At 69.8% G+C, this 13,319-nt stretch carries 12 protein-coding genes; 6 read left to right on the top strand and 6 right to left on the bottom strand.

Annotated elements, in window-relative coordinates; translation table 11 throughout:
• Window positions 1–277 precede the first annotated feature (277 nt).
• From ACGFH6_RS02625 to ACGFH6_RS02610, 4 genes are all read right to left on the bottom strand, one after another.
• Entirely contained in the window at window positions 278–2,926 is a 2,649-nt protein-coding gene (locus tag ACGFH6_RS02625; RefSeq protein ID WP_393379872.1) for a glycogen debranching protein, read from the bottom strand.
• A 37-nt stretch (window positions 2,927–2,963) separates the two neighbouring features.
• Window positions 2,964–3,974 carry a LacI family DNA-binding transcriptional regulator gene (locus ACGFH6_RS02620; RefSeq protein WP_393379871.1) on the bottom strand — a complete coding sequence of 337 codons (1,011 nt, stop codon included), beginning with the start codon at window positions 3,972–3,974 and terminating at the stop codon, window positions 2,964–2,966.
• Between the two features lie 74 nt (window positions 3,975–4,048).
• Window positions 4,049–4,861 carry an LLM class flavin-dependent oxidoreductase gene (locus ACGFH6_RS02615; protein ID WP_393379869.1) on the bottom strand — a complete coding sequence of 271 codons (813 nt, stop codon included), beginning with the start codon at window positions 4,859–4,861 and terminating at the stop codon, window positions 4,049–4,051.
• Window positions 4,862–4,892: 31 nt separating this feature from the next.
• Window positions 4,893–5,633 (bottom strand): SDR family oxidoreductase, encoded by a 741-nt coding sequence (locus tag ACGFH6_RS02610; RefSeq protein WP_393379867.1) that lies wholly within the window; start codon window positions 5,631–5,633, stop codon window positions 4,893–4,895.
• Between the two features lie 123 nt (window positions 5,634–5,756).
• Between ACGFH6_RS02610 and ACGFH6_RS02605 the strand changes: the two genes are divergently transcribed.
• The 4 genes from ACGFH6_RS02605 to ACGFH6_RS02590 are packed head-to-tail and all read left to right on the top strand — an operon-like array spanning window position 5,757 to window position 8,896.
• Window positions 5,757–7,259 (top strand): AlkA N-terminal domain-containing protein, encoded by a 1,503-nt coding sequence (locus ACGFH6_RS02605; protein ID WP_393379866.1) that lies wholly within the window; start codon window positions 5,757–5,759, stop codon window positions 7,257–7,259.
• Window positions 7,256–7,810, top strand: coding sequence for a GNAT family N-acetyltransferase (locus ACGFH6_RS02600; RefSeq protein ID WP_393379864.1), 555 nt, complete (start codon window positions 7,256–7,258; stop codon window positions 7,808–7,810). The genes ACGFH6_RS02605 and ACGFH6_RS02600 overlap by 4 nt, the downstream gene beginning before the upstream one ends.
• On the top strand, window positions 7,807–8,292 hold the full coding sequence (locus ACGFH6_RS02595; RefSeq protein WP_393379863.1) for a methylated-DNA--[protein]-cysteine S-methyltransferase: 486 nt from the start codon (window positions 7,807–7,809) through the stop codon (window positions 8,290–8,292). The genes ACGFH6_RS02600 and ACGFH6_RS02595 overlap by 4 nt, the downstream gene beginning before the upstream one ends.
• Window positions 8,293–8,338: 46 nt before the next feature.
• Entirely contained in the window at window positions 8,339–8,896 is a 558-nt protein-coding gene (locus ACGFH6_RS02590) for a YdeI family protein (RefSeq protein ID WP_393379862.1), read from the top strand.
• 16 nt (window positions 8,897–8,912) lie between these two features.
• Here the strand turns inward: ACGFH6_RS02590 and ACGFH6_RS02585 are convergent, their stop codons facing one another.
• Window positions 8,913–10,130, bottom strand: coding sequence for a cation:proton antiporter (locus ACGFH6_RS02585; RefSeq protein ID WP_393379860.1), 1,218 nt, complete (start codon window positions 10,128–10,130; stop codon window positions 8,913–8,915).
• A gap of 1 nt (window position 10,131) precedes the next feature.
• A complete protein-coding gene (locus ACGFH6_RS02580; protein ID WP_393379858.1) occupies window positions 10,132–10,650 on the bottom strand; it encodes a cation:proton antiporter regulatory subunit in 519 nt (172 codons plus the stop codon).
• 98 nt (window positions 10,651–10,748) lie between these two features.
• Between ACGFH6_RS02580 and ACGFH6_RS02575 the strand changes: the two genes are divergently transcribed.
• Both ACGFH6_RS02575 and ACGFH6_RS02570 read left to right on the top strand, forming a co-directional pair.
• A complete protein-coding gene (locus ACGFH6_RS02575; protein ID WP_393379856.1) occupies window positions 10,749–11,291 on the top strand; it encodes a PadR family transcriptional regulator in 543 nt (180 codons plus the stop codon).
• On the top strand, window positions 11,288–13,309 hold the full coding sequence (locus ACGFH6_RS02570; RefSeq protein WP_393379854.1) for an FAD-dependent oxidoreductase: 2,022 nt from the start codon (window positions 11,288–11,290) through the stop codon (window positions 13,307–13,309). The genes ACGFH6_RS02575 and ACGFH6_RS02570 overlap by 4 nt, the downstream gene beginning before the upstream one ends.
• Window positions 13,310–13,319: the final 10 nt, after the last annotated feature.

Below are 13,319 nucleotides of genomic sequence, written 5' to 3'. Positions count from 1 at the left end.
TCGCGGTGGGGATCCCCACTGAGGTAGACCGGTGACGGGGTCTGCCGGTCCTACGGACTCGTTCGGGAGGCTGGAGACGTCACCTTCCTTCAGCTAATGCGGGGCCCCTCCGACTCATACTCGGAGGGGCCCCGCTTCATGATCGGGACGCCGTCTAACGGCACTCGCAGGTGCCGAAAAACAGGCGAATGAAAGCCGGCCGGCGCACAGAACGGTTGTGCGCCGGCCGGCGATCCGGGGTCGTGCCCGCCTCGGCCACGACCCCGGAGTCAACGGGTCAGGCGAGCGTGATCTTCAGCGCCGAGGACGAGCCCCGGGCCGCTACCTGCACCTGGACTCCACGCGTCGTGGTGACGAGCTTGTACTGCGCCTTGTGGCCGTCGAGAGACACGCTCTTCACCCTCGCACCGGCCGGCAGGACGGCGCCGATGGTGAACGTCGCGCCGACACCCTTCACCTTGACATCGGTCCGCAATTCCTTGCCTGTAAGGCGTGCGGACACATCGACCGCTCCGCGGCCGAGCTGGATGTTGCTCCCGGCCACCTTCTGCTGGCCCTCCGGAAGCTGCGGCACGATCGAGACCCGGCCGTGGCCGAGGTCCGGGTCCACGCCGAGCTGCTGGTGCACGACCGGCCACAGTACGCCGTACGTGCCCCACGCCTGCAGTGCCATCGAGCGGTCGTAGAACGGCCGGCCGATGTTCGCCGCCGAGTCGGGCGACGGTGCGATCTCCGGCATCGCACCCGGCGTCTCCCACACGTTCGGGTCGAGCTGGATGCGGGCGTTGCCGGTGGTGTAGACCTGCTGCTGGTCGGTGCCGAGACGACCGTAGTTGCCTTCCGCAACGGCCATGATCGAGGTGTTCAGCGAGAAGATGCTGCGCTCGCTCTTCACCTGCGAGACGACCGGGTCACACGAGGCACCCGGGTTGCCGGCCGGATCGGACGTCGGTCCGGTACCGGTGTGGAAGAGGCCGAATTCGCCTGTGTAGCAAGGCCTCTCGCGCTGGTCGAGCGCGATCGCCGCGTGCTCCGGAGACGCCAGCGGGGACACCGGCTTGCCGGGCCGCACCAGTTCGGCCTCCATCGGAGTGACGCCGATCCAGTGTCGCTGGAAGATCGGCGTGTTGTCGTTCGCGGGGTTCGCCGGGTCGTCGACGGAGTCGGCGTACCCGAGCGCCTGCGGGACCCACCACTGGGACTCGAACCGCGACTCGAGGTCGTCGGCGCGGCTGGTGGCCCACTGCTGGACCTGCTTGTCGTGCCGGGAGGCGGCCAGGTCGGCGAGGTCGCGCAGCCCGCGGGCGAGGTACACCGTGCTGTCGAGCTTCTCGGCGCCCATCCCGCTGCGTTCGACGTTCGCGAGACCCTCGGGCCAGCCGTCGCTGTCCTTGTCGAGCTCGCGGTAGACGTACTGCAGGTTGCGGACGCTGAAGTCGTACATGTCGTCGCGGAACCGGTCGTCGCCGGTCCACCGCCACAGCAGTGCGACGATGCTCGGGAACTTCACCGTCTCGTCGGTGTTGCCCGCACTCTGGTTCGAGCCGAAGTACACGTCACCGGTCGGGACGACCTCGTGCGCGACCTTGCCGCTGCGGTCGTTCAGGATGTCGCTGACATCCCGCAACGCCTTGAGGTGGTCCTTCACCGTGCTGAACTGACCGGCCGCGACCGCGGCGTACGCGGTGTACTCACCATCGGTTGCGAACAGCCACGGGTAGTCCGGGAAGCCCGCGCCGAACCAGCGTGCGGTGCCGACCGTGCCGGCTGGTGCCGGGTAGTCCTTGCCCTCGTTGACGTCGCGGATGCGCAGGTTGCGCGCCTCCTGCACGGAGTCGGCCAGGTTCTGCTTGCTCCATTCGACACTCTGCTGCAGCAGCGGATCACCAGGTAGCTCCACCGCTGACATGCTGTCGATCTGCCGCCGCTCGTCAGCCTTTGCCTTCAGCAACTTGTCTGGGTTGCTCAACGCCCGGCTGTACTCGCGCTGTGCCGAGGACACGCCGGTGTCGGATCCGGCCACGGCGAACCAGACGGTCTTCTCCTTGCCCGGCGCGAGTTGTACGTCGTACGTCAGCCGGCCGCCGGTGCCCTTCCCGACCAGCGAGTCGTCACACCGTGCGGGCGTCAGTCCGTCGGCCGGACAGATCACCGCCGGGTCCTGCGGGCCGCGGTGGTCCGGACCAAGTGCGTGGCCCGTCGGACGCAGGGACGATCCGACGAACGCGGCGTAGTCGTGCGCGGTCGCGTTCGGGTACGACGGCGTGCCCTGCTCGCGGAACCGCAGCGAGCCGTCGGTGTACGCGCCGGTGTCCGGCAGGTTGGCATCGGCCGCGCTTGGGGCCGTCCAGCCCCACGGGTAGGACTGCATCAGCTCGGAGTGCGCGTCCACATCGAGCTTGACCGTCTTCGCCGTACCGGACTTGAAGGTGAGTCCGACCAGCGTGGCGCGGATGCCGTCGGGGACGAAGTCGGTCCGGTGGACGCTCACGTCACCTGAGTAGTCGATCCGGCTGTAGCCGTGGCCGCTGGTGTACTTCGCGGCGGTCACGTCCTTGCCGAGCCAGGCGCCGTCGAGGCCGAACCACAGCCCGTCGAGCATCTTGATCGGCTGGGTCCAGAAGCCACCCATCTCACCGCGGATGTGCCAGCCGGTGGCGGGGTAGAGACCGGTCTCGTCGCCCATCGCGTAGGCGCGATCACCGACGACGAGCGACCGGCGGTCCGCCAGCCGGGTCGATTCGGACAGCTCCGACGGTACGACGCTCTGCGGTGAGCCGCCGGTGCTGCGGGGTGCGGAGCCGGCGGTCGCGGATGCGGAGCCGGCGAGGACAGTTGCAGCGGCCAGCAGGGCGACGCCGACGGTACGGCGTCTGACCCGGCGTGGTGGGGCGGTGCTGCGTCGGACGGTCGGGCGGGGAGTCATGGCGGTTCCTCCTTCTCGCGGCGCGGTGCGCACCGCATCAGCCAGGGGCTGAGCTGCCCCTGATCACCAGTTCGGGGTGCAGTAAGCGTTCGGTCGACGGGTCCGGCGGGCCGTCCGGGTCGGTGAGGACGGTGATCAGTTCGGCGGCGATGTCGTCCATCGGTTGCCGCAGGCTGGTCAGGCCGGGGGAGACCACGTCGGCCAGCGGGGAGTCGTCGAAGCCGGTGACGCCGACGTCGACGCCTGGGGTGAGGCCGCGGCGGCCGAGTTCGCGCAGCGCGCCCAGGGCGAGAATGTCGCTCAAGGCAACGATTCCGTCGAGGAACGGGTCCGCGTCGAGCAGCTCGGCGGTGGCCCGCGCGCCTTCGGCGATGCTGTCCTCGCGGCAGCGGACGGCCAGACCCGAGGTGGGCAGGCCGAGCTCCTTGCAGGCCGTGCGCCAGCCGCGGAGGCGGTCCTCGGCCAGGCCGGACGACTTCGGCCAGCTGAGGAACGCGATCCGGCGGCGCCCGGCCTCGTGCAGGTGCCGGACCGCCATCGCCGAGCCGGCCGCGCCGTCGACGTCGACCCACGGACCGGGTTGGGTGGTCTCCTTCCAGACCCGGCCGAAGGAGATGAACGGGATCTTCTGCTCCTTCAGCCAGCCGTGCCGCGGGTCGTGTGTCTCGGTCTGCGACAGGACGAACCCGTCCACGAGCCGGCGCGCGTGCAGGTCGTCGTACACGGGCATGCCGTCGAGGCCCGGTGGGGCCGTGAACAGCAGGATGTGGCGGCCGGTGCGCTCGGCCGCGGCGCAGAGTGCGTGCAGGAACTGGTCCATCACCAGATGGGTCTGGTTCGGCCAGTTGGGGACGCAGTAGCCGATCAGCTCGACCGCGCTCGTGCGTAGACTGCGGGCGTTACGGTTGGGCCGGTAGTTGAGCAGTTCGATCGACCGGTTGACCCGCTCGAGGGTGTCCGGCCGCAGCCGGTGCGGGGCGTTCAACGCGTTCGACACGGTCTGCACGGAGACCTCCGCGTGCGCGGCGACCTGCTTCAACGTAGCCACGAAGACCTCCCACCGATGTTTTGAACGTTAAAAACACCGGCAGTCTCCCTCCGGTCCCCGCCCGTGTCAACGGCTCAGAGTGCCGGTGGACGCTGCGTGACGATCGCCAGCGTCTCGGCCGCTGGGAGTGGCGGGATCCAGCGGCCCCACCAGGTCGCGCCGGCTGCCGCGAAGGCCTCGGGATCTCCTCCGCTGACCTTCAGGTCGAATCCGTCGGTCGTCCCGCGCTCGGCCTCGACTTCCGCGAGCAGACCGCGGACGTCGTCGGGCTGGATCTGCTGCGGTGCGTCCGTGCTGCCCTTGTACGCACAGCTCCCGTCCCACCGTCTGATCCGCCGTCGGACGGCGGGCACCAGCATGTTTCCGCCGACCCAGATCGGGATGCGCGGTGCCTGCACCGGCCGTGCGGTGAGCTGTACATCATCGAGCCGATAGTGCTTGCCGGCAAAGGTGACAGGCTCGCCGCTCCACAGCTGGTCGATCACTGTGAGGCCTTCGTCCAGCATCTCCGCGAGCTGCGTCGGCTGGGTGGGTTCACCGACGCGGCCCAGGAACGGATCGCCGGGATCGCCGATCCCCACCCCCAGCACGAACCGCCCTCCGGACAGGTGATCCAGCGCCACTGCCTCGGCCGCGACCTTCCAGGGCCGCCGCCGAGGCAGTGGTGTGACTGTCGTCCCGATCGTGATCCGTGAGGTGGCCGTCGCCATCGCTGCCAGACAGATCCACGGGTCGTAGGTCGGCTCGGTCGCGTCGCCCTGGTAGACGAGGTAGTCCTCCAGGAACAACGCGTCCCAGCCGGAGTCCTCCACGGCGCGCGCGAGGTCCGCGAGACCGCGTGGATCCCGTCCGTGCCCGACTGCCCCGACCGTCACCGAGAATCGCATGCCCGTGACGGTAGCCGGGGGCACCGACAAGTCAGGCCGCGTAACCGCCGTCGATGGTCAGCTCCGCGCCGCTGAGGTACGCCGCGTGCGGGCCGGCCAGGTAGGTGATGGCCGCCGCGACCTCGGCCGCGGTGCCGAACCTCTCGAGCGCCACGAAAGCCGTCTGAGGCTCGGCGAACGGGCCGTCCGCCGGGTTCATGTCGGTGTCGATCGGCCCGGGCTGGACGACGTTCGACGTGATGCCGCGCGGTCCGAGCTCGCGGGCGAGGCCCTTGCTCAGACCGACCAGCGCGGCCTTGCTCATCCCGTAGAGCGTCATCCCGGGGAGGGCGGTCCGGGCCGCGACACAGCTGCCCAGGTGGATCACCCGTCCGCCGTCGGACAGTCGCGGTACGGCGGCCTGCGTGGCGGCGTACACCCCACGGACGTTGACCGCGAGCACCTGGTCGACGTCGGGCAGGGTGAGGTCGGTGATCGGACCGACCGCCCCGACGCCCGCGTTGTTGACCAGGATGTCCAGGCCACCGAGTTGGTCCGCGGCCCGCTGCACACCGTCGGCCACGGCCACCGCGTCCGCGGCGTCGACCTCGAACGCGAACCCCCGCCGTCCGAGGTCCTCGATCTTCTTCACCACCTCGGCCGCCGCATCCGCGGAGCGGTGGTACGTCACCGCGACATCCGCTCCACTCGCTGCCAGGGCGATCGCGGTCGCCGCGCCGATCCCGCGGCTTCCGCCTGTCACCAATGCCTTCTTGCCAACCAGTTCGTTCATGCCCTCAAGTCCAGCGGGGGATCCGGAGCGGAGCTGGCGGAAATCCGACCCGAGATCCTGGCGTCGTTTTTCCGCGATACCTCGACGTCGCAAATTCGCTAGCGACTGTCGGTGCGGCCAGGGATGCTGGAGCACGTGTACGAGTGCAGGGAGCGATGCATCCGCGCGGTCCAGTCCAAGGACGCCCGGTTCGACGGCTGGTTCTTCACCGCGGTGCTGACCACCAAGATCTACTGCCGGCCGAGTTGCCCGGTGGTGCCGCCCAAGGTCGAGAACATGCGGTTCTACCCGAGCGCGGCCGCCGCCCAGCAGGCCGGGTTCCGGGCCTGCAAGCGCTGCCGGCCGGACGCGAGCCCGGGGTCGCCGGAGTGGAACGACCGGGCCGACCTGGTCGCCCGCGCGATGCGGCTGATCGCCGATGGCGTCGTCGACCGCGACGGCGTGCCCGGTCTGGCCACTCACCTCGGCTACAGCGTCCGCCAGGTCCAGCGTCAGTTGCACGCCGAGCTCGGCGCCGGTCCGCTCGCGCTGGCTCGGGCCCAGCGTGCGCAGACCGCGCGGCTGCTGATCGAGACCAGCGAGTTGCAGATGGCCGATGTCGCGTTCGCGGCCGGATTCTCCAGTGTGCGGACGTTCAACGAGACCGTGCAGGAGGTGTTCGCGCTCTCTCCGACCGAGCTGCGTCGCCGGGCCCGGCGCGGTACGGCGACCGTTGCCCCAGGCACCATCTCGCTGCGGCTCCCGTTCCGTGCGCCGCTGACCCCGGACAACCTGTTCGGTCATCTGATCGCGACCGGCGTACCCGGCGTCGAGGAGTGGCGCGACGGTCACTATCGCCGCACGCTCAGGCTGCCGCACGGACATGGCGTGGTCGCACTGAAACCGATGCCTGATCACATCGCCTGCCAGCTCTCGCTGACCGACCAGCGCGACCTGGCGATCGCGATCAGTCGCTGCCGCCGGATGCTCGACCTCGACGCCGACCCGATCGCGGTCGACGACCTGCTCGAGACCGATCCTGTGCTCGCGCCGCTGATCGCGAAGGCGCCGGGCCGCCGGGTTCCGCACACCGTCGACGGCGAGGAGTTCGCCGTACGAGCCGTGCTCGGGCAGCAGGTGTCGACGGCGGCCGCGCGGACCCACGCGCATCGGCTGGTGGTGCGGCACGGCGACCCGATCGAGGATGCGGCCGGCGGGCTGACGCATCTGTTCCCGACGATGCAGGCGCTGGCCGGGCTCGATCCCGAATCGCTCGCCTTCCCGAAGTCTCGCCGTACGACGCTCACGACGCTGATCGGCACCCTTGCGGCCGGTGAGATCGATCTCGGGGCCGGCGCCGACTGGGACAAGGCGCGCGAGCAACTGACCGCGCTGCCGGGGATCGGTCCGTGGACGGTCGAGTCGATCGCGATGCGGGCGCTCGGTGACCCGGATGCCTTTGTGGCCAGCGATCTGGGCATCCGGTACTCCGCCCGTGACCTAGGGTTGCCCGAGGCCCCCAAACTCCTGATCGGCCATGCGCGTGCGTGGCGGCCCTGGCGTGCCTACGCGGTGCAGTACCTGTGGGCCACCGGTGACCACGCGATCAACAAGATCCCGGAACCGACCTCGACGGAGAGAGCATGACCGAGCTGACCACCGACCGCCTGCTGCTGCGCCAGTGGCGTGACAGCGACCGCGAGCCGTTCGCGGTGCTGAACGCGGACCCGGCGGTGATGGAGCACTTCCCGGCGCCGCAGACGCGCGAGCAGAGCGACGCGCTCATCGACCGCAACCGCCCCGAGATCGACGGACGCGGCTGGGGCCTGTGGGCGCTGGAGGTGCGCGAGACCGGCGAGTTCATCGGGTTCACCGGGCTGTCGGTGCCGAGTTTCGAGGCGCACTTCATGCCGGCCGTCGAGATCGGCTGGCGTCTGTCGAAGGGTGCCTGGGGCAACGGTTATGCCAGCGAGGCGGCCCGGGCGGCCTTGGCCCACGGCTTCGGCCCGGCCGGTCTGGACGAGATCGTCTCGTTCACCGCGACCCCCAACGTCAAGTCGCAGCGGGTGATGCAGCGGATCGGCATGACGCACGACGAGGCGGGCGACTTCGACCACGTCCGTCTGCCTGCCGGGCATCGACTGCAGCGGCATGTGCTCTACCGGATCAACCGCGCCCAGTGGGAGGCGTCGCAGTGACGTACGCCGTGGTGGACAGCCCGCTCGGCCCGCTCACCCTGGTGGAGAGCGACGCCGGCGAACTGGCTGGCCTCTACATGGTCGAACACCGGCATCGCCCGCCGCTGGAGACCTTCGGCAAGCGTGACGACTCGGTGCTGCCCGCGGTTGCCGAGCAACTCACGGAGTACTTCGAGCACGGGCGGACGACGTTCGACGTACCACTGCAGCTGGCCGGGACGCCGTTCCAGCAGCGGGTCTGGACAGCGCTCCAGGACATCCCGTACGGCGAGACCACGACGTACGGCGAACTCGCCGCGATCCTCGGACTCGTGCCGGGCGCGTCCCGGGCGGTCGGGCTCGCGAACGGGAAGAACCCGATCAGCATCATCGTTCCGTGTCACCGCGTGGTCGGCTCGACCGGCAGCCTGACCGGGTACGGCGGGGGCCTCGAACGCAAGCAGGCGCTGCTCGACCACGAGCGAGGCGACGTACTCTTCTGAGATAAGTGCTCAATCGGTGAGCACTTATCAGGCGCATGCTCGGTGTATGAACGATGACGCGGCCCTGAACTGTTCGGGTGTGAAGCAATGGCGCACCTGGTTGGCGACGAACGGCCGGAGCGAGCGGTCCGTCTGGCTGATCGTTCGCCGGGATGCGGCGGGCGTGAACCTGGCGGACGCGGTCGAGCAGGCGTTGTGCTTCGGGTGGATCGACAGCAAGACGATCAAGCGTGACGACCGGACGACGTACCAGTGCTTCACGCCGCGGAACCCACGCAGTACGTGGAGCAAGGTCAACCGCGAGCGGGTCGAGCGGTTGACCACGGCGGGCCTGATGGCGCCGGCGGGCCAGGAACTCGTCGACCACGCCCGGCGGACCGGCACGTGGGACCTGCTCGCCGACGCGCAGAACCTGATCGTCCCCGCGGATCTCCGTGCCGCGCTGGACCGTGACCGGGTCGCGGACCGGCACTTCCGGGCGTTTCCGCCGTCGGCTCGCCGCGCGATCCTCGAGTGGATCACCCTCGCCAAGCGGCCCGAGACGCGCGCGAGCCGCATCGAGCAGACAGTCGCCCAAGCGGCCCACAACCACCGCGCCCGCTGACCCCGCCGGGGTGGGGTCAGGTGGCGGTGTTGGCGGGGTCGTCGAGGCGTTCGGCGGCGGGGGCCTCGGCGGTGGGAGGCTTGCGGGTGGTGAGGCGGCGGGCGATGGGTTCGGTGTAGCGCGCTGCGATCGGGCCGAGGATGACGAGGATCAGGACGTACGCCGTCGCCAGCGGGCCGAGCTTGGGTTCGACACCGACCGCGAGGCCCGCGATCACGATGGAGAACTCGCCCCGGGCGACCAGCGTGCCGCCGGCCCGCCAGCGGCCTGCCGATCCCACACCGGCCCGGCGCGCGGCGTACCAACCGGTGAAGATCTTCGTCAGCGCGGTGAACAGCGCGAGGGCGAGGGCGATCGCGAGCACCGGCGGGATCTTCGCCGGATCGGTGCTCAGCCCGAAGAAGACGAAGAATACCGCGGCGAACAGGTCCCGCAGCGGACTGAGCAGGTTCCGCGCGCCGTGCGCCACCTCTCCCGACAGCGCGATGCCGACCAGGAACGCACCGACCGCCGCCGACACCTGGAGCTTCTGCGCGAGGCCCGCGACCAGCAGCGTCAGCCCGAGTACGACGAGCAGAAGCATCTCCGGGTTGTCCGAAGAGACCGCCCGGCTGATCACCCGGCCGTAGCGCAGCGCGACGAACAGGACGACGCTGACGGTGCCGAGCGAGATCAGAAGCGTCATGCTGCCACCGGCGAGCCCGACCCCCGCGAGCAGCGCGGTCAGGATCGGCAGATAGACCGCCATCGAGAGATCCTCGAGCACCAGGATCCCCAGCACCACAGGGGTTTCGCGGTTACCGAGGCGGCCGAGGTCGCCGACCACCTTCGCGATCACACCGGACGACGAGATCCAGGTGACACCGGCCAGCGCGACCGCGGCGGTCGGCCCCCAACCGAGCAGCAGCGCCACCGCCGCGCCCGGAATCGCGTTCAGCAAGAAGTCGACCACGCCGGAGACGTACTGCGTCTTGAGCGTGCCGACCAGGTCCGATGCGGTGTACTCCAGACCGAGCAGCAACAGCAGCAGGATGACGCCGATCTCGGCGCCGGTGGCAACGAACTCCTCGCTGGCCGCCAGCGGCAGGAGACCACCGTGCCCGAAGGCGAGACCGGCCAGCAGGTACAGCGGAATCGGAGAGAACCCGAGCCGGCCGGCGATCCGGCCGAGGATGCCGAGGGCCAGGATGACCGCACCCAGTTCGATCAGCAGGGCGGTGAGGTTCTCGTGCATCTCACCCTCCCGCGATCAGGTCCGCGACGGCGTCCACACCTTCGCGGGTGCCGACCACGACGAGCGTGTCGCCGATCGCGAAGCGGAAGTCCGGGGTCGGCGACGGGGTCGCGCCGGTCCGCCGCAGCACGGCGACGATCGACGCTCCGGTCCGGCTGCGGGCCTGGGTGTCACCCAGCGTGCGGCCGCCGTACGGCGACTTGGCCGTGATCGGGATGTGCTCTGTGACGAGGTCGATCTCGATCTCGCCGCGGACCGGGTCGAGCGGGGCTGGGATCAGCAGTTGGGCGAGGGCGGCCGCCTCACCGGGGTCGAGCGGGACCGAGTCCTTGCAGTTGTCGTCGTCCTCGGGATCGTGGAAGCCGAGGAACCGCCGCCCGTCGTTGCGCACCACCACGGAGACGTGTTTGCCGCCTTCGGTGATCAGGTCGTACCGGGTGCCGATCCCGGGCAACGTCGTCTTGGTCGGGCGGGCCTGCTGGTCCATGATGCTCCGATCCGCGATAGCTGGCGTCTGCAACCATTGTCCCAAACCCCGTAACCCATGTCCGGTCGCCGACTGTGATCTTTCCTGCACTCAGGTGCAGTGCAACTCGTTGCATAGGTAAGGTGCCGCACATGGCGTTGGAGCACGCGATTCTGGTGTCACTGACCGAGCGGGCCGGGTCCGGGTACGAGCTGGCCCGGCGCTTCGACCGGTCGATCGGGTACTTCTGGCCGGCCACCCACCAGCAGATCTACCGGGTGCTGCGCCGGATGGACGAGGCCGGCTGGGTGAAGCACACCGAGATCGCGCAGGAGGGCCGCCCGGACAAGAAGATCTACCGCGTGTCCGCGGCCGGTCGCACCGAACTCTCCCGCTGGCTGGCCGAACCCGAGGACCCCGCCGTACTACGCGACGGCCTGGGCGTGAAGCTGCGCGGCGCGTCGCTCGCCCCGCCGGGCGCCGTCCTGCGAGAGATGCAGCGGCACCGGGCAGAGCACACGACCCGGCTCGAGCTGTACCTCGGGATCCAGCGGCGGGACTTCCCGAAGCCGGCCAAGCTGAACGGCCGGGATCTGCATCAGTACCTCGTGCTCCGCGGCGGGATCCGGGCCGAGGAGTCGTTCGTGGCCTGGTGTGACGAAGTGATCGACGCACTGCGGAAGGACAAGTCGTGACCGCGTATCCCCATCTGCTGGAGCCACTCGACCTCGGTCACGTCGTACTTCCGAACCGGGTGATCATGGGCTCGATGCACACCGGCCTCGAGGACCGGTTGAAGGACCTGCCGAGGCTGGCGGCGTACTTCGCCGAGCGGGCGCGTGGCGGCGTCGGCCTGATGGTGACCGGCGGCTACGCCCCGAACCGCACCGGCTGGCTCACACCGTTCGGCTCCGTGCTCACGAGCCACCGCCAAGCGCGGAAGCATCGCGTCCTCACTGACGCCGTGCATGCGGAGGGCGGCCGGATCGCGTTGCAGATCCTGCACGCCGGCCGGTACGCGTACCACCCGTTCAGCGTCTCCGCCTCCGCGCTCAAGGCGCCGATCAATCCCTTCAAGCCGCGCGCTCTGTCCGACCGCGGCGTCCGCCGACAGATCAAGGCGTACGTCGACTGTGCCGCCTTGGCCCGTGAGGCGGGGTACGACGGCGTCGAGATCATGGGGTCCGAGGGGTACTTCATCAACCAGTTCCTGTCCGAGCGCACCAACAAGCGGACGGACCGGTGGGGCGGCAGCCCGGAGAACCGGCGCCGGCTCGCGGTCGAGATCGTCCGCCGGACCCGCGAGCGCGTCGGTGCCGACTTCCTGATCATCTACCGGCTCTCGATGGCGGATCTGGTCGAAGGCGGTCAGAGCTGGGAGGAGGTCGTTGCACTGGGCAAGGAGATCGAGGCGGCCGGTGCGTCGATCATCAACACCGGCATCGGCTGGCACGAGGCGCGCGTTCCGACCATCGTCACGTCCGTGCCGCGCGCGGCCTTCACGAGCGTGACCGCGGCGTTCAAGCCGCACGTCACCATCCCGGTGGTCACCTCGAACCGGATCAACCTCCCGCAGGTCGCCGAGGAGGTCCTCGCGCGCGGCGACGCCGACCTGGTCAGCATGGCCCGCCCGTTCCTGGCCGATCCGGAGTGGGTGCTCAAGGCAACCACCGATCGGGCCGACGAGATCAACGTCTGCATCGCCTGCAACCAGGCGTGCCTGGATCATGTGTTCGCCAAGCAGAAGGCGAGCTGCATGGTCAACCCCAGGGCCGCCCGCGAGACCGAGCTCCAGTTGCTGCCGACCCGCCGTACCAAGAGCATCGCGGTCGTCGGTGCCGGGCCGGCCGGGCTCGCCGCGGCGGTGACGGCTGCCGAGCGCGGGCACCGGGTCGAGCTGTTCGAGGCCGACGACGAGATCGGCGGGCAGTTCGGGATCGCGCGGCGGATCCCCGGCAAGGAGGAGTTCGCCGAGACGATCCGCTACTACCGGCGGCGGCTCGAGCTGACGGGCGTGAAGCTGCATCTCGGCCGGCGCGCGACCGTCGAGGACCTGGCCGGCTTCGACGAGATCGTCCTCGCGACCGGCGTCGTACCGCGAGTCCCGGCCATCCCCGGTATCGACCACCCGAAGGTGCTCTCGTACGTCGATGTCGTCCGCGACGGAAAGCCCGTCGGGGCGACGGTCGCGGTGATCGGCGCGGGCGGGATCGGCGTGGATGTCAGCGAGTTCCTGACCACCGAGTCCTCGCCCGCGCTCGACCTGGACGCGTGGAGGTCGGAGTGGGGCGTCGCCGATCCGACCCTCGCGCGCGGCGGACTCACCACACCGAAACCGGAGCGGTCGCCGAGGCAGGTGTACCTGCTGCAGCGTAAGACCGGGAAGATCGGCGCGGGTCTCGGCAAGACCACCGGCTGGGTCCATCGCGCGGCCTTGAAGAACGAGCAGGTTGAGCAACTCCGCGGGGTGAACTACGAACGCATCGACGACCAAGGGCTTCACCTGACCTTCGGCCCGCAGCGTGAGAAGCCCCGCGTGCTGGCCGTCGACACGATCGTCATCTGCGCCGGCCAGGAGCCGGTCCGCGACCTGACCGAGGCCCTCGCGGCCACCGGCCACCCGGTCCACGTGATCGGCGGCGCCGACATAGCCGTCGAACTCGACGCCAAACGAGCCATAGACCAAGCCACCCGCCTCGCCGCAACTCTCTGACTCTGGACGG

Source organism: Kribbella sp. NPDC049227 (assembly GCF_043197265.1).
Lineage (GTDB): Bacteria > Actinomycetota > Actinomycetes > Propionibacteriales > Kribbellaceae > Kribbella.
Note: the sequence above shows the minus strand (reverse complement) of the source record. Positions and strands in the feature narration are given on the sequence as shown.